At 72.7% G+C, this 19732-nt stretch carries 15 protein-coding genes; 10 read left to right on the top strand and 5 right to left on the bottom strand.

What is annotated here, in order from left to right:
• Nucleotides 1-101: 101 nt before the first annotated feature.
• From ABEA24_RS11955 to ABEA24_RS11945, 3 genes are all read left to right on the top strand, one after another.
• On the top strand, nt 102-1355 hold the full coding sequence (locus tag ABEA24_RS11955; RefSeq protein WP_345430805.1) for a sensor histidine kinase: 1254 nt from the start codon (nt 102-104) through the stop codon (nt 1353-1355).
• Nucleotides 1343-1996 (top strand): response regulator, encoded by a 654-nt coding sequence (locus tag ABEA24_RS11950; protein ID WP_345430804.1) that lies wholly within the window; start codon nt 1343-1345, stop codon nt 1994-1996. Before ABEA24_RS11955 ends, ABEA24_RS11950 begins: the two co-directional genes overlap by 13 nt.
• A 252-nt stretch (nt 1997-2248) precedes the next feature.
• Nucleotides 2249-4324 carry a beta-glucosidase family protein gene (locus tag ABEA24_RS11945; protein WP_345430803.1) on the top strand — a complete coding sequence of 692 codons (2076 nt, stop codon included), beginning with the start codon at nt 2249-2251 and terminating at the stop codon, nt 4322-4324.
• 223 nt (nt 4325-4547) lie between these two features.
• On the opposite strand, the gene ABEA24_RS11940 is transcribed toward ABEA24_RS11945, so the two are convergent.
• From ABEA24_RS11940 to ABEA24_RS11920, 5 genes are all read right to left on the bottom strand, one after another.
• Nucleotides 4548-5147 (bottom strand): LURP-one-related family protein, encoded by a 600-nt coding sequence (locus tag ABEA24_RS11940; protein ID WP_345430802.1) that lies wholly within the window; start codon nt 5145-5147, stop codon nt 4548-4550.
• A gap of 95 nt (nt 5148-5242) precedes the next feature.
• The gene (locus ABEA24_RS11935; RefSeq protein ID WP_345430801.1) at nt 5243-6775 is read right to left on the bottom strand and encodes a UxaA family hydrolase; all 1533 of its coding nucleotides are present in this window, start codon (nt 6773-6775) and stop codon (nt 5243-5245) included.
• A gap of 162 nt (nt 6776-6937) precedes the next feature.
• Nucleotides 6938-7225 (bottom strand): hypothetical protein, encoded by a 288-nt coding sequence (locus tag ABEA24_RS11930; RefSeq protein WP_345430800.1) that lies wholly within the window; start codon nt 7223-7225, stop codon nt 6938-6940.
• A gap of 130 nt (nt 7226-7355) precedes the next feature.
• On the bottom strand, nt 7356-9899 hold the full coding sequence (pepN, locus tag ABEA24_RS11925) for an aminopeptidase N (RefSeq protein ID WP_345430799.1): 2544 nt from the start codon (nt 9897-9899) through the stop codon (nt 7356-7358).
• A 327-nt stretch (nt 9900-10226) separates the two neighbouring features.
• Nucleotides 10227-11357, bottom strand: coding sequence for a M20/M25/M40 family metallo-hydrolase (locus ABEA24_RS11920; protein WP_345430798.1), 1131 nt, complete (start codon nt 11355-11357; stop codon nt 10227-10229).
• 107 nt (nt 11358-11464) lie between these two features.
• On the opposite strand from ABEA24_RS11920, the gene ABEA24_RS11915 reads away from it, so the two are divergent.
• The 7 genes from ABEA24_RS11915 to ABEA24_RS11885 all read left to right on the top strand — a co-directional run bounded on the left by ABEA24_RS11915 (nt 11465) and on the right by ABEA24_RS11885 (nt 19675).
• On the top strand, nt 11465-12265 hold the full coding sequence (locus ABEA24_RS11915; RefSeq protein ID WP_345430797.1) for a GNAT family N-acetyltransferase: 801 nt from the start codon (nt 11465-11467) through the stop codon (nt 12263-12265).
• Between the two features lie 5 nt (nt 12266-12270).
• Nucleotides 12271-13377, top strand: coding sequence for an o-succinylbenzoate synthase (gene menC / locus ABEA24_RS11910; RefSeq protein WP_345430796.1), 1107 nt, complete (start codon nt 12271-12273; stop codon nt 13375-13377).
• Between the two features lie 112 nt (nt 13378-13489).
• A complete protein-coding gene (ypfJ, locus tag ABEA24_RS11905) occupies nt 13490-14362 on the top strand; it encodes a KPN_02809 family neutral zinc metallopeptidase (protein WP_345430795.1) in 873 nt (290 codons plus the stop codon).
• Nucleotides 14363-14479: 117 nt separating this feature from the next.
• Nucleotides 14480-14956 (top strand): DUF1003 domain-containing protein, encoded by a 477-nt coding sequence (locus ABEA24_RS11900; protein ID WP_345430794.1) that lies wholly within the window; start codon nt 14480-14482, stop codon nt 14954-14956.
• A 50-nt stretch (nt 14957-15006) separates the two neighbouring features.
• Nucleotides 15007-16743 (top strand): sensor histidine kinase, encoded by a 1737-nt coding sequence (locus tag ABEA24_RS11895; protein WP_345430793.1) that lies wholly within the window; start codon nt 15007-15009, stop codon nt 16741-16743.
• Between the two features lie 29 nt (nt 16744-16772).
• Complete coding sequence (locus tag ABEA24_RS11890) at nt 16773-18272, top strand: phytoene desaturase family protein (protein WP_345430792.1); 1500 nt, start codon at nt 16773-16775, stop codon at nt 18270-18272.
• Entirely contained in the window at nt 18230-19675 is a 1446-nt protein-coding gene (locus ABEA24_RS11885) for a lipase maturation factor family protein (protein ID WP_345430791.1), read from the top strand. Before ABEA24_RS11890 ends, ABEA24_RS11885 begins: the two co-directional genes overlap by 43 nt.
• Nucleotides 19676-19732 lie beyond the last annotated feature (57 nt).

The following is a 19732-nucleotide window of genomic DNA, read 5'->3' as shown; positions in this document are numbered from 1 at the left end:
ACTACCCGATCGCGGTACAGCAGGCACCACCTTCCCGGATTCCACCGCGAACCGTCTTGATCACCCCTAAGGTGGACCACTGATCGCGGGAGGACGTGGAGATGCCTGGCTGGGACGACGGCGCGGTCCGCCGTGCGCTCCGAGGCTCGCTCGAGGCGTACCAGCGGCTCGCCGGTGGCCTGGGTACCGCGGTCCTCGCCCTGTTCACCGCGGCCGGGCTGCTCGTCATCGCCGTCCTCTGCCTGGTCGGCATCGGACTGCCGCTGCTCCCGGGCGCGCTGGCGGTCGTGCGCTCGGTGGCCGGCCGGGAGCGCGAGCGGCTGAGCCGGTGGGGCGACGAGGTGATCAGCCCGTACCCCGCGTGGCCGCGTGGCTGGCTCGCCCGGATCCGCGCAGCCGCCGCGGATCCGGCCACCGGGCGTGACCTGCGGTGGCTGTTCACCCACGCCGTCTTCGGGTTCCTCCTGGGCTTCTTCGGCGTGCTGCTGCCGGTGCTCGCGGTCCGGGACCTCAGCTTCCCCCTGTGGTGGACGCTGATACCACCCGGCGGCGTCACCACCTCCGTGGGCATCCCCATCCACGGGTGGACGGGTGCGCTGTCCAGCGTCCTCCTGGGCGTCGGGTGGGTGGCGATCCTCATCGGCCTGACCCCGGCGATGGCGCGGCTGCAGGCCCGGCCCGGGCTGCGCCTGCTCAAACCGCACCCGAGCGTCGACCTGTCCGCGCGCGTCGCGGAGCTGACCGCGACCCGGGCCGCCGCCCTCGACGCCCACACCGCCGAGTTGCGGCGGATCGAGCGCTCCCTGCACGACGGGACGCAGAACCGGCTCGTCGGCGTGACGGTCCTGCTGGGTGCCGCGCGGCGGGCGCTGAAGAAGGACCCCGCCACCGCCGACCAGGCGATCGAGCAGGCCCAGTCCGCGGCCGAGCAGGCCCTCGCCGAGCTGCGCGCGGTGGTCCGCGCGATCCTGCCGCCCGTCCTCGAACAGCGCGGGCTCGGCGGTGCGCTGACCGCGCTGGCGGCCGGGTGCGCCGTGCCCTGCCGGGTGTCGGTCGACGTGCCGGGCTCCCGTCCCGCTTCGGTCGACGCGACCGCCTACTTCGTGGTCGCCGAGGCCCTCACCAACATCTCCAAGCACAGTCACGCCCGGCACGCGGCCGTCGACGTGCGCCAGACCAGGGACCGGCTCCACCTGCGCGTCGAGGACGACGGGCGCGGTGGCGCCGACGACAGGTCCGGAAGCGGCATCGTCGGCATCCGCCGCCGGGTCGAAGCGTACGACGGACGCGTGACCTTCTCGAGCCCGCCGGGCGGACCGACCATTCTCGACGTGGAGTTGCCGTGCGTGTTGTGATCGCCGAGGACGACGCCCTGCTGCGCGCGGGTCTCGAACTACTGCTGCGCGGGGAGGGGTTCGAGGTGGTGGCCGCCGTCGAGACGCCGGACGCCTTCCTCGCCGCCGTCGACGCGGACCCGCCCGACATCGCCATCGTCGACGTGCGCATGCCGCCCACCCACACCGACGAGGGCATCAAGGCGGCGGTGGCGGCGCGGGCGCGCCATCCGAAACTCGCCGTGCTCGTGCTGTCGGCGTACGTCGAGGAGTCCTTCGCGACGGACCTGCTCGCCGGGGGCACGGCCGGCATCGGCTACCTGCTCAAGGAGCGCGTCGGGCGGGTCGAGCGGTTTCTCGAGGCACTCGAGCGGGTCGTCGCCGGGGGCACCGCCATCGACCCGGAGATCGTCGCCCAGCTGTTCGCCCACCGGCGCGCCGACGACCCGCTGGACCGGCTGACACCGCGAGAACGCGACGTGCTGGCGCTCATGGCCGAGGGCCTCGGCAACGTCGCCATCGCCCAGCGCCTGGTCGTCACCGAGGGCGCCGTCCACAAGCACATTCGCAGCATCTTCGCCAAGCTCGACCTGCCACCGACCGAGCACACGGATCGCCGCGTCGCCGCCGTCCTGCGCTACCTCGAGAGTGAGGGGAAGTAGCGCGATACATCCGATGAATCCGGCGCTTCGGGTCCGACGCCTGTCGGCCGGTGCCGGTCTGGACTGACGAGCCCGGCGACTTCAGGCCGCTCGGAGAACCTCACGGGGCGTCACAGAACACTCTTGACTCCTCCGATGTCTGGTGTTGTGCTGTGTCACAGCCCCTGACCTCTCGAGTACCTCCGGCGGATCCGGCGTGCCGACCGGCGCGCCCTCGCCGTGGCTCTCGGGCCGACCCCTCCGAGGAGCATGATGAGACGCCTGCCCACCGCGATCGCGGCGGCCGTGGCCCTGATCGGGCCGCTCGCCCTCGCGCCGGCCGCCGTGGCCGGACGGTCGCCCACGGCATCGCCCGAGCAGCGTGCCGCCGCCCTCGTCGCGCAGATGACGCTGGACGAGAAGATCTCCCAGACCCACACCACCGGCAAGGGCGCCGGCGGCATCTCGCGGTTCGTGCCCGGCATTCCCCGGCTCGGCATCCCCGACTTCCTCATCAGCAACGGCCCGGCCGGCGTCGGCACCGGCGCGGTCCCCGCGCAGCCCGACGCCACGGCGCTGCCCGCACCCGTGGCACTCGCCGCCGGATTCGACCCGGGGCTGGCCCGGCAGTACGGCGTCGTCGAGGGCCGGGAGACGGGGAACGTCGGCCACAGCCTGCTCGAGGCGCCCGACGTCAACATGGTGCGCGTCTACCAGAACGGCCGCGCCTTCGAGAACTACGGCGAGGACCCCTACCTCGCGGCCCGGCTCGCGGTGGCCGACATCCGGGGCATCCAGAGCCAGGGCGTGCTCGCCGAGGTGAAGCACTACACCGCCAACGACCAGGAGACGAACCGCAAGACCGTCAACGAGCAGATCGACGACCGCACCCTCCACGAGATCCACCTGCCGGCCTTCGAGGCGGCGGTGAAGGAGGGGCACGTCGCCTCGGTGATGTGCGCCTACCCGTCCGTCAACGGCTCGTTCGCATGCGAGAACAAGCACCTGCTGACCGACGTGCTGCGCGGCCAGTGGGGCTTCCACGGTTTCGTCCAGTCCGACGCCAGCGCCACGCACACCGCCGTCGGCTCGGCCGACGCCGGGCAGGACCTCGAGCTGCGGGACAACGGCCCGTACGACGAGGAGCTCAAGCAGGCCGTCCTCGACGGCAAGGTGAGCATGCAGCAGCTCGACACGATGATCGTGCGCCGGCTCGCCATCGAGATCCGCGCCGGGCTGTTCGACCACCCGCGGACGGTCACGCCCATCGACGCGGCCGCCGGGGGAGCGGTGGCGCGGTCGGTCGCCGAGCAGACCGCCGTGCTGCTGAAGAACACCGGCTCGGCCCTGCCGCTCAAGGCGAACGGCCTGAAGTCGATCGCGGTGGTCGGCCCGTACGCGCAGGCCGCGCACCCGGGCGGCGGCGGCAGCTCGCACGTCAAGCCGCTGTACACGGTCAGCCCCGTCGAGGGCATCCAGAAGCGGGTCGGCGCGGGCGTCACCGTCCAGAGCGCCGACGGATCCGACGCGGCCGCGGCGGCGAAGCTCGCCGCCTCCTCGGACGTGGCCGTGGTCGTCGTCGGCGACGTCGAGAAGGAGGGGGCCGACCGGGCGAACCTGTCGCTGTCCGCCGACCAGGACCAGCTGGTCCGATCGGTGGTCGCGGCCAACCCGCGCACGATCGTCGTCCTCAACAGCGGCGCGCCCGTCCTGCTGCCCTGGATCGACAGCGTTCCCGCCGTCCTGGAGACCTGGTACCCGGGCGAGGAGGACGGCAACGCGCTCGCGGCGCTGCTGTTCGGCGACGTGAACCCCTCGGGCAAGCTGCCGGTGACCTTCCCGCGCAGCGAGACCCAGACGCCCACGAGCACGCCGGACCGGTACCCCGGCGTGAACGGCAACGTGAACTACTCCGAGAAGCTCGAGGTCGGATACCGCTGGTACGACGCGCAGGGCGAGCAGCCGCTGTTCCCCTTCGGATACGGCCTGTCGTACACGAACTTCCGATTCGGCCACCTGACGGTCTCGCCCCGGCCGGACCGGCACGGGCGCGTGACGGTCGGCGTCGACGTCCGTAACACCGGGTCCCGTACGGGCGCGGAGGTCGCCCAGGTCTACGTGACGGCGCCGGCGTCGGCCGGGGAGCCCCCGAAGCAGCTCAAGGGCTTCGCCAAGGTGACCCTGCGTCCGGGCCAGAGCAGGCACGTGACGCTCCGGCTCGACGCGCGGGCGTTCTCGATCTGGGACACCGCCGCGCAGCGGTGGACGACCGTCGGCGGCCGCCACGTCATCGCGGTCGGCGACTCCTCCCGGAACCTGCCGCTGTCGGCGGCGGTCCGCATCCCCTGACGGCGCGGGAGGTCCGGCCGGCGGTGTCCGGCCGGACCTCCCGGCGTTCGCCGGGCGACTCAGCGGGTTCTCAGGCGCGTACGGCTCGGCGACGCCGCAAGTACGGTTCGGCGGCGCTGGAGCGCGTACGGCGCAGCGGCGCCGACGGCTCAGCGGTGCTGCGGCGGGTACGCGCAGCGGCGCTGGAGTGCGTACGGCTCGGCGGTGCTGCGGTGCGTACCGATCAGCGGTGCTGCAGCGCGTCGAGCGCGACCGCCTGGGCGATGACCAGGCGGCGGTCCAGCCGCGGGTCCTTGATCTCGACGACGTACCGGTCCCGGAGCCCGAACTTCTTGTCCACGGAGAACGTCTCCTGCTCGTTCGCCGTGAAGTCGAAGTGGTACGGCCAGGCGAACGGCAGGCTCTCGACGTAGGGGATGAAGTCCCAGACCCGGCGCAGGATGGCGACGGTCTTGTTGCGCTCGGAGCCGGTGGTGACGCCGAGGCCCGGCTGCTCGAGGTGCCAGGTGGAGGCGAGCAGCGAGGCCTTGAAGTCCTTGCGGAAGTTGCCGATCGGCTGCCCGCCCGGGTCGGTCACGTCGTACGTCGCGGCCAGGTCGAGCCGCTGGCGCGCCTTGAACCCGAAGAGCGGCTGCTCCTTGCGGTCGTCGGCGTAGAAGGTCACCTGCTCCTTGAACGCCATGCGCTTCTGCTGGGCGAAGGCGACCAGCTCACCCTCGGAACCGTCCGGGTTCGCGGTGTGCACCTCGTACTGGTTCACCATCAGCCGCACGCGTTGGCGGACGAGTAGCCGCTGCTGGGCCTGAAAGGTGGAGAAGTCCATGTAACGCCCCGTTCTGTACGTCAAGCCAAGGACCAGCAAAGGTACAGAAACGGTAAAGCGCCCCGCGTGGAGCCGCGGTGATCGTGGTCGAAACGTCACATCACGGCGCCGAGCTGCCAGGGCACGAACTCCTCGTCGCCGAAGCCGAGCTCCTCGCTGCGCGTCCGGCGGCCGGACGCGGTGGCCAGCACCAGGTCGAAGATCCGCCGGCCCATCTCCGCGATGTCGCACTCGCCGTCGGCGATCAGACCGCAGTTGATGTCCATGTCGTCGGTCATCCGCTCGTACAGCGGCGTGTTGGTGGCGAGCTTCAGGCTGGGCGTCGGCTTGCAGCCGAAGACCGAGCCGCGGCCGGTCGTGAAGCACAGCACGTGCGCGCCGCCGGCGACCATGCCGGTCGCGTTGACCGGGTCGTAGCCCGGGGTGTCCATGAACACCAGTCCCCTGGCGCCGATCGGCTCGGCGTACTGGACCACGTCGGCGAGGTTGGACTGGCCGCCCTTCGCGGCGGCGCCCAGGGACTTCTCCAGGATGGTGGTCAGGCCGCCGGCCTTGTTGCCGGGGGAGGGGTTGTTGTCCATCGAGCCGCCGTGCCTGGCGGTGTACTCCTCCCACCAGCGGATCCGGCGGACGAGCTTCTCGCCCACCTCGCGGCTGACGGCGCGCCGGACGAGCAGGTGCTCGGCGCCGTAGATCTCCGGGGTCTCGCCGAACACGGCGGTGCCGCCGTGCCGGATGAGCAGGTCGGCGGCCGCGCCGAGCGCCGGGTTGGCGGTGATGCCGGAGTAGCCGTCCGAGCCGCCGCACTCCATCGCGAGGACCAGCTCGGAGGCGGGCACGGGCCGCCGCCGCACGGCGTTCGCCGCCGGCAGCATGTCCTTGATCCGGGCGACCCCCTCGGCCACCGTCGCGCGCGTGCCGCCGAGCTCCTGGATCGTCATCGGCACCACCGGCGTGTCCCGGCCGACCCCCCATTCCTCGACGAGGGAGCGGACCTCGTTCACCTCACAGCCGAGGCCGAGCACGAGGAAGCCCGCGAAGTTCGGGTGGTTCGCGTACCCGGTGAGGGTGCGCCGCAGCACGGCGAACTCCTCGCTGCCCTCGCCGGCCATGCCGCAGCCCAGGGTGTGCGTCAGCGCCACCACGCCGTCCACCATGGGGTACTCGTCCAGCGGCCCGGGCAGCCCCTCCTGACGCCGGAACCGCTCGGCGATGCGGCGGGCGGTGGTCGCTGAGCAGTTCACCGTGGTGAGGATGCCGAGGTAGTTCCGGGTGGCGACCCGGCCGTCGGGCCGGACGATCCCGTCGAACGTCGCCCGCTCTGCGACGGGCACGGGGTCCTCGGGGCGGACGTCGACGCCGTACTCGTACTCCCGGTCGAACATCTGGAACCCGAGGTTGTGGGTGTGCACGTGCTCACCGGCGGCCACGGGCCGCGTGGTGAAGCCGATCACCTGGCCGTACTTGCGCACCGGGCTGTCGGCCGGCAGGTCGCGCAGGGCGACCTTGTGCCCGCGCGGCACGTCGTTGCGGGCGACGAGCCCCTCGCGGACCGCCGAGCCGGCTGCGAGATCCTCGGTGGCCAGGGCCACGTCGTCGTCCGGGTGCAGGATCAGCAGGGCGGTCATCCGTACTCCGTCCGGAATGGCGAACACTGTCCGACATCTTCCCCGAACCGGCGCCTCGGCCAAACCCCGGTCCCATTCCGTGGAGACCGGATCGGCCGCCGGCAGGCCGAACGGCAACGGTACGACCCCCAGCGCATCGTCCGCCTGCTGGAGGAATCGGGGTCACTTCCTCCGCATCCGGCGGAAGAGCCAGCCGGCGACGATGAGGATCGCGACCGGCAGGGCGCGCGGGATGAACCTGACGATGGCCCGGAGCACCCGCAGGAGCCTTGCCAGGGCGAGGGACTGGAGCAGGCGGCCCACGACGGGAAGCCGCAGACCCTTCATCGCCGTTCCCTGGACGGCCTCCTCCGGCACGTCCTTCAGGGTCTCCGCCGACTGCGCGACCTTCTTGTCCGGACGGGCCTCGGCGGCCTTGTTCACCGCCGCACCCGCAATGTTGTTGCGCATTTCAGGCCTCTCCTATACGGGGGTTATCCGTCTCGCATAACGGTCGTACCCGCAGGGCGGCGGCTATTCATGCGAAGGGCGCGGGCGCCTGAGCAGGCCAAAGCCTCCAGGGGCCCGCGCCCGAGGCGGCTCAGCGGTTCCGCACCTGGAGGGCGCGGCGCAGGTCGTCGAGCTCGTCGGCCAGTGCGCGGCGCAGCGGGATCGTCAGGTCCTCCCGCGCCAGGCACTTCTCGGCGGCCCGTACGGTGGCCGGGGCGGCGGCGTGGGCGGGGAACAGGTCACGGCCGAGCGCTCGGGCGACCGCCGGGCCGCGCCCGCCCGCGGCCGGGAGTTCGGCGAAGTACCGCTCGATGAACCCGGCCGTGAGCTCCGCCCGGGCCGGCTGCCAGAAGCCCTGGGCGGTCGCGGTCAGCAGGTGGTTGGACAGGGCGCCGTCGGTGAACAGCCGCTGCCACGCCTCTTCCTTGGCCGTGGGGTCGGGGAGGGCGGCCCGGCACCGGGCGGCGCCTTCCTGCCCCCTCGCGCTGGGGTCGCGTTCGACCTCGGTGGCGATGTCCTGCTCGCCGGCCGCGCCGTGGGCGGACAGCTGCAGCAGCACCCTCCAGCGCAGGTCCGGGTCGAGGTCCGGGCCGTCCGGCACCCGCTGCGCGCGCAGCCACTCCCGCAGCTCGCCCACGGCCTCCGAGGTCTCGGCGCAGCGGATCAGCTCCCGTACGGCCGCCAGGCGCAGCGCCGGCGCGGAGCCGTCGGCGGTCCGGCCGAGGATCTCCCGGCAGACGCCGGCGAGCGCGGCCATTGCCGCCGGACGACCGGCGGGCGCCGTGAAGCGGTCGGCGACCTGCTGCCGCCCGAAGGCGAGCATGGCCTCCACGACGCTGACGTCCGGCTCGGCGGGCAGGTGCGCGCCGACCAGGGTCAGGAACTCGGCGGTGGGCAGCTCGCCGTCGCGGACCATGTCGCGGGCGGAGTTCCACAGCAGGGCGCGGGTCAGCCCGTCCTCGATCGTCGACAGCGCCTCGGCGATCGCCTGCCGGGAACGCTCGTCCAGCCGGATCTTGGCGTAGCTGAGGTCGCCGTCGTTGAGCACGACGAGGTCGGGGCGGGGGATTCCGGCCAGGTTCGCCGGCCGGACCCGGGCGGCGCCGTCCGGGCCGGCGTCCGCCGGGAGGTCGACGGGGAAGCGCTCGCGCAGCACCAGGCGGCGGCCGCCCTCGGCGCCGTCGGCCAGGTCGTAGGCCGCGACCTTGATCCGGTGCGGCCGCAGCGCCGACGGCTCGTCCGCCGCGCCGGTGTGCACGACGGTCGCGGACGCCCGCGCGCCGTCGTCCTCGGCGGCGATCTCCAGGCGCAGCGTGTCGACCCCGCTCGTGCGCAGCCAGCGCTCGGCCCAGCCGTGCACGTCCCGGCCGCTCGCGGCGGTGAGGGTGTCCAGCAGGTCGATCATGGTGGCGTTGCCGAACCGATGCTGGGCGAAATAGGCGTTGATCCCGGTGAAGAAGGCCTCCTCGCCGAGCCAGGCGACCAGCTGCCGCAGGACCGACGCGCCCTTGGCATAGGAGATGCCGTCGAAGTTCATCAGCGCGGCGGCGGTGTCGTCGATGCCCTGGGCCGCGACGGGGTGGGTGGAGCAGCGCTGGTCCGCGTCGTACCCCCAGGGCTTTCGCGCGATGGCGAAGCCGGTCCAGGCGGTGGTGAAGCGGGTGGTCTCGGCGACGACCTGGTAGCCCATGTACTCGGCGAACGACTCGTTGAGCCACAGGTCGTCCCACCAGCGCATCGTGACGAGGTCACCGAACCACATGTGCGCCATCTCGTGGGCGATGACGATCGCGCGGGTCTCGCGCTCGGCTTCGGTGACGGCCGAGCGGAAGATGTAGTCGTCGCGGAAGGTGACGCAGCCGGGGTTCTCCATCGCACCCCAGTTGAGCTCGGGCACGAACGCCTGGTCGTACTTGGCGAACGGGTACGGCTCGTCGAACCGCTCGTGGTAACGGTCCAGGCCGCGCCGGGTGATGTCGAAGATCTCCTCGGCGTCCAGGTGCGGGGCGAGGGAGCGCCGGCAGTGGAGGCCGAGCGGGATCCCGTCGTGCTCCGCGTGGACCGAGTGCAGGGGCCCGGCGACGACGGCGGCGAGGTAGGTGCTGATCGGCGCGGTCGGGGCGAAGCTCCAGCGGCCGTCGGCCTCCTTCCACCCGGCGGCGTTGCTCACGACCGTCCAGTGCGCCGGTGCGGTCACCGAGAACTCGATCGGGGCCTTGAGATCCGGCTGATCAAAGCACGCGAACACCCGTGGGGCATCGTCCGGGGCGCACTGCGTCGAGACGTACGCCTCGCCGTCGGCCGGGTCGGTGAAGCGGTGCATGCCCTCCCCGGTCCGGGAGTACCGCATGTCGGCCTCGACGCGCAGTTCGTTGTCGGCCGCCAGGTCCGGCAGCGGCAGGCGGCCGTCCCGCAGGGACGCCGGGTCGAGCACGCGCCCGTTGAGCACCGCTCGGTGCAGGCTCGCGGGCCGGACCTCGACGAAGGTGTCCGTCCCCGGCCGGGCACCGAACCGGATGAGCGAAGTGGCGTGGAAGACCTCGTCGCCGCGCGTGAGATCGAGGTGCACGGAGTAGGAGCGGACGTCCAGCAGACGGGCGCGGGCCTGCGCCTCCGCGCGGGTAAGAGCCGACATGCGGCAATACTGCCGTATCGCTGCTGCCCGAGCAGGGTAAGGCGCCTTCCGCCGCGCGAGAATTCGATCGCCCCAGGCCGTACGGTCGTCGCTGCTCACGGCAGGGAGGCCGTGATCCACGGGAGGAATGCGACCTGGCCGGACCATCCCGTCGTTCCGTGTCACGGTGGAGAGGCTGTGAGGGTGCGGCCCGTTCGGTGAGGCCGCTTACGCGGACCGTCTCGTCGGAGGCGCCGGTCGTTCCGTGTCACGGTGCCGTGAGGCGTGCGGCCCGTTCGGTGAGGCCGGTCACCGGATCGTCTCGTCGGTAGCGTCCGGCGCTCCGCATCACGGTGGGGAGGCCATGATTCCCGCGAGGAGTGCGGCCCGTTCGGCGAGGCCGGTCACGCGGATCGCCTCGTCGGCGGCGTGCGCGCCGCGTCCTCGGGGGCCGAAGCCGTCGAGGGTGGGCAGGCCGAGCGAACCCGGCAGGTTCGTGTCGCCCGCCCCGGCCGCGGGCCGGCCGGTGACGTCCTGTCCGAGGAGCCCTCCGATGCGGGCCACGTGGTCGAGCAAAGGGTCGGGCGAGCGCTCCGGCCAGGTCGGCCGCGCGGACAGCACGGTGGCCTCCACGGCGGCGCCCGTCCGCACCGGCCGCAGGTCCGCGACGGCGTCCAGCACCGTACGTTCGGCCGCCGCGGCGGCGAACCGCAGGCCGATCTCGGCCGAGGCCTCGCCGGCGACGACGTTGGCGCGGCGGCCGCCCTCGATCCGGCCGACGTTGAACAGCGTCGTGCCGTCGTCGGGCACCACGCCGCGTACGGCCGCGATCTGGTCGATGAGCTCGTCGATGGCGGACACGCCCTTGCCGGGGTCCAGCGCGGCGTGCGCCTCGCGGCCACGGACGCCGAGCCGGACGCGGACGCTGCCCCGGCGGGCGTTCTTCAGCGCGCCGTCCGGATGCGGCGACTCCAGGCCGAGCACGGCCACCGCCCCGTCCAGGTGGCGCTCGACGACGGCGCCTCCGGTCGGGCTGCCCACCTCCTCGTCGGCGACGACGACCAGGCGTACCTGCCGGGCCGGCGCCGCCCCGGCCGCCGACAGCGCCCGCAGCGCCATCTCGACGGCGACCAGGCCGCCCTTCATGTCGTACGTGCCGGGCCCGGTGATGGTCGTGCCGTCGTCGGTGTACGGCATGGTGGCCAGCCGTCCGACGGGCCAGACGGTGTCGTAGTGGCCGACGAGGAGCAGGTGCGGGCCGTCCTCCGGGCCGAACCGCGACACGAGATGCTCGCCGTCGTGGGCCACGGCGCCCCCGGCCTCCCGGTGACCGGCCTCGATCAGCGCGGCGCAGCGGGCCAGCGCGGCGGTGTCCCCGGACGGCGACTCGGCGAGGGCGTACTCCCGCAGCCGCTCCCGGCCGAACCCGAGCAGCCGGGCGGTCGTGTCGGTCAGGGCGGTGGCGAACTCGGGGGTCATGTCCCCTCCTAGTCGGCGGCGCGCTGGGGGGTCATGGTCCCCTCCTGGTCGGCGGCGCGCCGAAGGTGGGAGAATCTGCAGGTAGAAGCCTTACCTGTGATCGTACCGTGAGCAGAACTCCGTCGCCGCAGCTGACCGTGCGGCCGCTGACCACCTCCGCCGAGATGCGAGCCGGGGTGGAGGTGTACCGCGCCGCTTTCGCCCTGGCCGCCACCGACCCGGCGGTCAGCCCGCGCCTGCTGGCCGCACTGCAGCGCAACGCCGGCTCGGTGATCGGCGCGTTCGCCGGAGACGACCTGGTCGGGTTCACCTACGGCTTCCTCGGCTCGGACTCCGGCACCGTGTACCACTACTCGCAGGTGGCGGCGGTCCGGCCGGACTGGCAGGGACGAGGCGTCGGACGGGCGCTCAAGCTCAGCCAGCGCGACTACGTCCTGTCGACCGGTGTGCGGCTGATGCGCTGGGCGTTCGACCCGCTGCGCACGCGCAACGCCCACTTCAACCTCGACGTCCTGGGCGCCACCGGCCGCTGGTTCCTCCGCGACTTCTACGGCGTCGAGGACCTCGGCCGTGATCCGGGCATGCGCACCGACCGCTTGATCGTCGAGTGGGACCTGCTCCGCCCGCCCGGATCGGCCGCTCCGCCCCCGCCGTACACCGGCTGGGGGGAGACGCGGCACGAGGGGGACGACGTCCTGCTGGGCGCGCCCCGCGACTGGGACGCCCTGGTCGCCCGCGACCGTACGGCGGCGGCCCGGCTGCGCGACGACATCGCGGCCGAGCTGAGGCGGCTGATCGATGAGGGGTACGTCGCGACCTCGTGCCTGACGTGCGGGACGGACACGGCGGTCTACCGCTTCCGGCCCGCACCCGGAACACCGGCGTCCGGCCCGCATGAGAAGGGATGAGACACGTGCCGAGAGTCTCCAAGTTCGAGGCGTTCCAGGTGAGCCTGCCGCTCGTACGCGCCTTCGAGACCAGTTCCCACCGCAAGGCGCACCTGGAGCACATCCTCGTCCGGATCGAGGACGGCGACGGCACGGTCGGATGGGGGGAGATCGCCTCGCCCAGCGATCCGTACTACTCCGCCGAGACCGTGGACGACTGCCGGCTCATGATCGAGCGGTACCTCGCGCCCGTGCTCCTCGAGGCGGAGTGGGAGCATCCGTCGGACGTCGGGGCGTTCTGGGCGCGGATCCGTGGCCACAACTTCGCGAAGGCGGGAGTGGAGATGGCCTGCTGGGACCTGTGGTCCCGGTCGGCCGGGCTGCCGCTGGCCCGGGCGCTCGGCGGCACCCGCACGGCCATCGCCGCGGGCGTCAGCCTCGGGATCGAGCCGACGGTGGCCGACCTGCTCGCCCAGGTCGACCGGTACGCCGCCGAGGGGTACCGCAGGATCAAGCTGAAGATCGCGCCGGGCTGGGATGTCGAGCCGGTGCGCGCGGTCCGCGCGGCGCGCCCCGACCTGCCCCTGCACGTCGACGCCAACGGCGCGTACACCGAGGACGAGAGGGCGGTCTTCACCGCGCTGGACGACTGCGGACTGACGATGATCGAGCAGCCGTACGCCCCGGGCGCGCTCGCCGCGCACGCGCGGCTGCAGACGCGGCTCGCCACCCCGCTGTGCCTCGACGAGTCCGTCGAGGACCTGGACCAGCTCGACACCGCGATCACGCTCGGCGCCGCCCGCGTCCTCAACATCAAGGTCTCGCGGATGGGCGGGCTGGCGGCGGCCTGTGCCGCGCACGACCGCGCGGTCGCGGTCGGCTGGCAGGTCTGGTGCGGCGGCATGCACGAGTTCGGCGTCGGGCGCGCCGCGAACGTCGCGATCGCCGCGCTGCCCGGCTTCACCCTCCCCAGCGACGTGTCCGGCTCGGACAAGTACTACGAGCGGGATGTCGTCGAGCCGCCGATCCGGGCGGCCGACGGGCTCGTCCCGGTGCCGTCCGGCCCCGGGCTGGGGCACGAGGTCGACGAGGACCTGGTGCGCGGCCTGGCCTCGGCCGTCCTGGTCCGGTGAGACTCCGGGTGTCGTCGTTCGGGGGAGACTTCGGGCGTCATCGTTCGGTCAAGCGTTGTTAAATTCTGTCTCCACGGGGGATCGACCCGTCGGACCAGCACGGGAGGCGCTTGTGGACTTCGACGACGATGCCGGGCTCGACGCGTCCCAGGTCGAGGACGCCCGGGGCATGCCCTTCGGCGGAATGGCGATCGGCGGCGGCGCGATCGGGCTGATCGCCCTGGTCGCCGCAGTGATCTTCGGTGTCAATCCGGGGAACATCATCGGCGGGGGAGGCGGGGGGACCGGCGGCGCGCCGCCCGCGGGCAACCTGTCGTCGAAGTGCCGTACCGGCGCCGACGCCGACCAGGCCGACGACTGCCGGATCGTCGGCGTGGTGAACAGCGTCCAGGCGTACTGGAAGAAGGCGTTCGCCGAGCGGGGCAAGCAGCCCTACACCGTGGCGCGCACGCGGCTGTTCACCGGCTCGACGGCCACGGCGTGCGGCACCGCCAGCTCGGAGGTCGGGCCGTTCTACTGTCCCGGCGACAAGAAGGTCTACCTCGACCTGGGCTTCTTCCAGGAGCTGCACGACAAGTTCGACGCCAAGGGCGGCCCCTTCGCGCAGGCGTACGTCGTCGCGCACGAGTACGGCCACCACGTCCAGGACCTGCTCGGCACGATGGACCGCGTCGGCAACGACCGGCAGGGCGCCTCCAGCGCCTCCGTGCGCCTGGAGCTGCAGGCCGACTGCTACGCCGGCGTCTGGGCCAAGCACGCCGTGCAGACCGGCTTCTTCGACAAGCCGTTCACCGAGAGCGACATCGCCGAGGCCCTCGACGCCGCCGGCGCGGTCGGCGACGACCGCATCCAGAAGCGCGCCCGGGGGCGCGTCGACCCGGAGAGCTTCACGCACGGCACGGCAAAGCAGCGGCAGCACTGGTTCTCCACCGGCTACGACACCGGCGCCCCGGCGCGCTGCGACACCTTCTCCGGAAGCATCTGAGATCCGGCCGCGCGAGCCCGGGACGGCCCGCTCGGGGTCGTCCCGGCCTCGCCCGGAGGCCCGCTCGGGGCGCGCGGCGCCCGGACGGCAGCCCTCGGGGTTCAGGATGCCGGGGGTGTGTGGGAGGCTTCGGCGGTGGAGGCCAACCAGACCAAGATCCGGATGCACAGCGAGCGTCTGGCGATGCTGCGCAGGCGGCGGCGTGTCCAGGACCGCGTCGCGGACCGGATCACCGCCTTCTCGGGCTCGATGCCCTTCGTCTACCTCCACGTGGTGTGGTTCACCGGCTGGATCCTCCTCAACAGCGTCGGCTCCAGGCGGTTCGATCCGTACCCCTACGGCCTGCTGACCCTGATCGTGTCACTCGAGGCCATCTTCCTGTCGACGTTCGTCATGCTCAGCCAGAACCGCGAGGCACTGCGGTCCGACCTGCGTTCTGAGATCGACTTCGAGACGAACGTCCTGTCGGAGGTGTGGCTGGAGGCCGTCGCCGAGAAGCTGGGTATCGACGTCGACCAGGTCCACACCAGCGCCCGTGAGCGGATCGCCGAGGCGAAGGCCCGCCAAGAGCAGGCCGCCGACCGGTCCGGCTGACGGATGATGATGATAGATAGGGGATGACGACCTCCGAGAGGACCGTTGACGTGCCCCAGGAATCGCCCGGAGAGGACCGCGCTCGTCTGTCGCTTCCGCAGCTGCGGCTGGACGACCTGCTCGGTGAGCTACAGACCCGGCTGGACGCCGTCCTCGCCACCCGGGACCGGGTGCACGCGCTCCTTGAGGCGGTCGTGTCGATCGGCAGCGACCTGGATCTGCGGACCGTCCTGCGCCGCATCGTCGAGGCCGCCACCACACTCGTTGAGGCCCGGTACGGCGCGCTCGGCGTGATCGGCGACGGCGGGCGGCTCGTGCAGTTCATCACCGTCGGGGTCGGCGACGAGAAGATCGCCGAGATCGGGCACTGGCCCCACGGCCACGGCATCCTCGGCCTGCTGATCAAGGAGCCGCACCCGCTGCGGCTGCCGGACCTGAGCGCGCACCCGGAGTCGTACGGCTTCCCGGAGAACCATCCGCCGATGCGCCGCTTCCTGGGCGTGCCGATCCGGGTCCGCGACGAGGTGTTCGGCAACCTGTACCTCACCGAGAAGGCCGGCGGCGGGGAGTTCGACGAGGACGATGAGAGCGTGGTGGCCGCGCTCGCCACCGCGGCCGGCGTGGCGATCGAGAACGCCCGTCTCTACCAGGAGGCCCGGCGCCGCGAGCGGTGGCTGCAGGCGTCGGCGGAGGTGTCGACGGCGCTGCTGTCCGGCACGGAGTCCCGTGAGGTGATCGAGCTCGTCGCCGCGCGCGCCCGGGAGATCTGTGACGCGGATATGGGCGCGGTGGCGCTCGTGGACGGCACCGAGCTGGTCGTCGACACGGTCGCCGGCGAGCATGCCGAGGAACTGCGCGGGCTGCGGATCCCCGTCGACGGATCGCCGGCCGGCCGGGTGTTCCGCAGCGGCGAGCCGCTGGTGGTCACCGACTTGGAGGCGGAGGCGCGACGCTTCGGCGTGCCCGAGGTCGTGCCGTGCGGCCCGGCGCTGATCGTCCCCCTGGGACTGGGCAAGGGTGCTCGCGGAGTGCTCTGGGTGCTGAACGCCTCCGGGAAACAGGTTTTCGGAGAGCCGGTGCGGCGGCTGCTCGAGCCGTTCGCCGCGCAGGCGGCCGTCGGGCTGGAGCTGGCCGGACGCCGCCGCGACGTGGAGCGCCTCACCCTCCTGGAGGACCGCGACCGGATCGCCAAGGACCTGCACGACACGGTCATCCAGCGGCTGTTCGCCACCGCCATGACGCTCATGAGCGCCATCAAGATCACCGAGAAGCGGGACGTCGCGGTGCGCGTCCAGCGGGCGGTCGACGACCTCGACGACACGATCCGGCGGATCCGCTCTACGATCTTCGCCTTGCAGAGCACGATGGAGCAGACGCTCCGCACGCGCGTGCACGGCGTCATCGACAGCGCCGCCGAGACCCTGGGCTTCGCCCCGGCGGTCCGACTGGACGGCCTGCTGGACAGCGTGGTCGACGACGCGACCGGGGAACAGGTGATCGCGGTCCTGCAGGAGGCCCTGTCCAACGCCGCGCGGCATTCCGGAGCCCGGCACGTCGGCGTCTCCCTCACGGCCGGGGACGAGTTGACCCTGCGGGTCGAGGACGACGGCGTCGGCATCCCCGAGGGCGGCCGCCGCAGCGGGCTGCGCAACATGGCCGAGCGCGCCCGTGCCCTCGGCGGCACCTTCGAGATCCGCCCCCGCGAGGGCGGCGGCACCGTCCTGGAGTGGCGCGTCCCCCCGGCCGTCGACGGCGGGTCCGCCGCCGAAGGCCCTGGACCGGTGTAAGGATCTGCGGTCGGGGCAACCCACGGTTCATGGTCGAAGTCGACGCGGTGGTGGTGGGCGCCGGGCCGAACGGACTGACGGCGGCGGTCACGCTCGCCCGTGCCGGGCTGGCGGTGCGGGTGTACGAGGCGGCCGCGGAGGTGGGCGGCGGGACGCGTACCGAGGAGCTGACCCTGCCGGGCTTCCGGCACGACGTGTGCTCCGCCGTGCATCCGCTCGGCGTCGGATCCCCGGCGTTCCGCGCGCTGCCCCTCGAACGGCACGGCGTGACCTGGGTCGAGCCGCTGGTCCCGCTCGCCCACCCCTTTCCCGACGGGTCGGCCGCGATCCTGGCCCGGTCCGCCGAGGAGACCGCGGCGGTGCTCGGACGGGACGGCGCGACGTACCGCCGCCTGATCGGGCCGTTCCTCGGCCGCTGGGAGGATCTCGCGCCCGACGTGCTGCGCGCCCCGCTCGCCGGCCTGCCGCGGGATCCGCTGCTGCTCGCGCGCTTCGGCACGCGGGCCGCCGCGCCGGCCGCGCTGCTCGCCCGGCTCTTCCGGGGCGAACGCGCCCGGGGGCTGCTCGCCGGGCTGGCGGCGCACGCCATGGCGCCGCTCGGGTCGCCCGCGACCGGGGGAGTCGCGCTGCTGTTCGCGCTCGCGGCCCACGAGGTGGGCTGGCCGTTCCCCGCCGGCGGCTCGCAGGCCCTCGCCGACGCCCTGGCCGCGTACCTGCGCTCCCTGAGCGGCCGGATCGAGACCGGGCACCCCGTACGCTCCCTGGACGAACTGCCGCCCGCCCGGGCGTACCTCCTCGACGTGATGCCCGAGCACCTGGCCGCTCTGGCGGGCCCCCGGCTGCCGGACCGGTTCGCCGAGCGGATGCGCCGTTACCCGCACGGCCCGGCCGCCTTCAAGATCGACTACGCGCTGTCCGGGCCGGTGCCGTGGACGGCCGAGCCCTGCACCCGGGCCGGCACCGTCCACCTCGGCCCGACGATCAGGGAGATCGGTACGGCGCTGCGCGCGGCGTACGACGGCGCGGCGCCGCACACGCCGTTCCTCATCGTGGCCCAGCCGAGCCTGTTCGACCCGTCCCGGGCGCCGGACGGGTCCCACGTGCTGTGGGTGTACGGGCACGTGCCCCGCGGGTGGACGGGCGACCTCACCGGGGCGATCGAACGGCAGATCGAACGGTTCGCCCCGGGCTTCGGCGATCTGGTCGTCCAGCGGGCCGTGGCCGGGCCGCACACGGTCGAGGCCCGCAACCCGAACAACGTCGGCGGTGACATCGCCGGCGGAGCCTGCGACCGCCTGCGGCTGCTGTTCCGGCCGACCCTGGCCCGGGTCCCGTACGCCACGCCGAACCCGAGGATCTACCTCTGCTCGTCCGCGACGCCGCCGGGTCCGGGCGTCCACGGGATGTGCGGCCACCACGCGGCACTTGTCGCCCTGCGTCGTGTCTTCGGGGAGTTCGGCGAGTTCGGAGGGGAGGTGCGACGGCCGTGCGATGGCTCACGGACCCCGCGTACCGGCCGGGAGCGCTGATCTTCCAGCGCGGGATCGCCGTGATCTACCTCATGGGATTCCTCTGCGCGGCGTACCAGTTCCGCGCGCTGGCCGGGGAGAGAGGCCTCACCCCGGTGCCGGTGTACCTGCGCAGGGTGTCGTTCCGGCGGGCGCCGAGCATCTTCCAGTTCCACTACTCGGACCGGTTCTTCGCGGTCGTCGCCTGGAGCGGCGTGGCCCTGTCCGCCACCGTCCTCGCGGGGCTCGCCGACGTGGTGCCGCTGTGGACGTCGATGCTGCTGTGGGCGGTGCTGTGGGTGCTGTATCTGTCCATCGTCAACGTCGGGCAGGTCTGGTACGGCTTCGGCTGGGAGTCGCTGCTGTGCGAGGCGGGCTTCCTCACGATCTTCCTCGGCAACGCCCGCACCGCCCCGCCCGTCCTCGTCCTGTGGCTGCTGCGCTGGCTGCTGTTCCGCCTGGAGTTCGGCGCCGGCCTGATCAAGATGCGCGGCGACCGGTGCTGGCGCGACCTGACGTGCCTGTACTACCACCACGAGACCCAGCCGATGCCGAACCCGCTCAGCTGGTACTTCCACCGGCTGCCCAAGCCCCTGCACCGCGTCGAGGTGGCGGCCAACCACGTCACCCAGCTGATCGTGCCGTTCGGGCTGTTCGCGCCGCAGCCGTACGCGACCGTGGCGGCCGCCATCGTCATCGTCACCCAGTTCTGGCTGATCCTGTCGGGCAACTTCGCCTGGCTGAACTGGATCACCGCCATCCTGGCCACCTCCGTCGTGGACTGGCGGGCGATCGCCCGGACGCTGGGGCTGCCGGACCTGCCCCGGCCCACCGCCGAGCCGGTCTGGCACCAGGCGCTGGTCATCGCGGTCACGGCGCTGGCCGTCGTGCTCAGCTACTGGCCCGCCCGGAACCTGATCTCCCAGCGGCAGCGGATGAACGCCAGCTTCAACCCGCTGCACCTGGTCAACTCGTACGGCGCGTTCGGGAGCATCACCAAGACCCGGTACGAGGTCGTGATCCAGGGCACCGAGGACCCCGAGCCGGGCCCGGACAGCGAGTGGCGGGAGTACGAGTTCAACGGCAAGCCGGGCGACCCGAGGCGGCGGCCCCGTCAGTTCGCGCCGTACCACCTCCGGCTCGACTGGATGATGTGGTTCGCCGGGCTGTCCTCCGTGTACGCCGAGCCGTGGATCGTCCCCCTCACCGAGAAACTGCTGCAGAACGACCGGCCGACGCTCCGGCTCCTTCGGCGCAACCCCTTCCCGGACGCCCCGCCCGCCGTCGTCCGCGCCCGGCTCTACCGGTACCGCTTCACCACCTGGCGCGAACGCCGGGAGACCGGCCGGTGGTGGGACCGCCGGCTCGTACGGGAGTACCTGCCCCCGATCGGCCTGCGCCCCACCGCCGGCGCCGCGCGCTGAGGGATCAGCCCGCGAGGGCGCGCTCAAGGTTCTCCATGAAGTACACCGGGCCGAACA

It is taken from the genome of Actinoallomurus vinaceus, from assembly GCF_039542055.1.
Taxonomy (GTDB): Bacteria; Actinomycetota; Actinomycetes; order Streptosporangiales; family Streptosporangiaceae; genus Actinoallomurus; species Actinoallomurus vinaceus.
The sequence above is the reverse complement of the archived record's forward strand: the minus strand, read 5'-3'. Positions and strand labels throughout refer to the sequence as shown.

What these genes read in the sequence shown, in the direction of transcription:
- ABEA24_RS11940 (WP_345430802.1), bottom strand. Translation starts at nt 5,147, where the DNA reads ATGGACTTCTCCACCTTTCAGGCCCAGCAGCGGCTACTCGTCCGCCAA.
- ABEA24_RS11930 (WP_345430800.1), bottom strand. Translation starts at nt 7,225, where the DNA reads ATGCGCAACAACATTGCGGGTGCGGCGGTGAACAAGGCCGCCGAGGCC.
- ABEA24_RS11935 (WP_345430801.1), bottom strand. Translation starts at nt 6,775, where the DNA reads ATGACCGCCCTGCTGATCCTGCACCCGGACGACGACGTGGCCCTGGCC.
- pepN (WP_345430799.1), bottom strand. Translation starts at nt 9,899, where the DNA reads ATGTCGGCTCTTACCCGCGCGGAGGCGCAGGCCCGCGCCCGTCTGCTG.
- ABEA24_RS11920 (WP_345430798.1), bottom strand. Translation starts at nt 11,357, where the DNA reads ATGACCCCCGAGTTCGCCACCGCCCTGACCGACACGACCGCCCGGCTG.
- ABEA24_RS11890 (WP_345430792.1), top strand. Translation starts at nt 16,773, where the DNA reads ATGGTCGAAGTCGACGCGGTGGTGGTGGGCGCCGGGCCGAACGGACTG.
- ABEA24_RS11945 (WP_345430803.1), top strand. Translation starts at nt 2,249, where the DNA reads ATGAGACGCCTGCCCACCGCGATCGCGGCGGCCGTGGCCCTGATCGGG.
- ABEA24_RS11955 (WP_345430805.1), top strand. Translation starts at nt 102, where the DNA reads ATGCCTGGCTGGGACGACGGCGCGGTCCGCCGTGCGCTCCGAGGCTCG.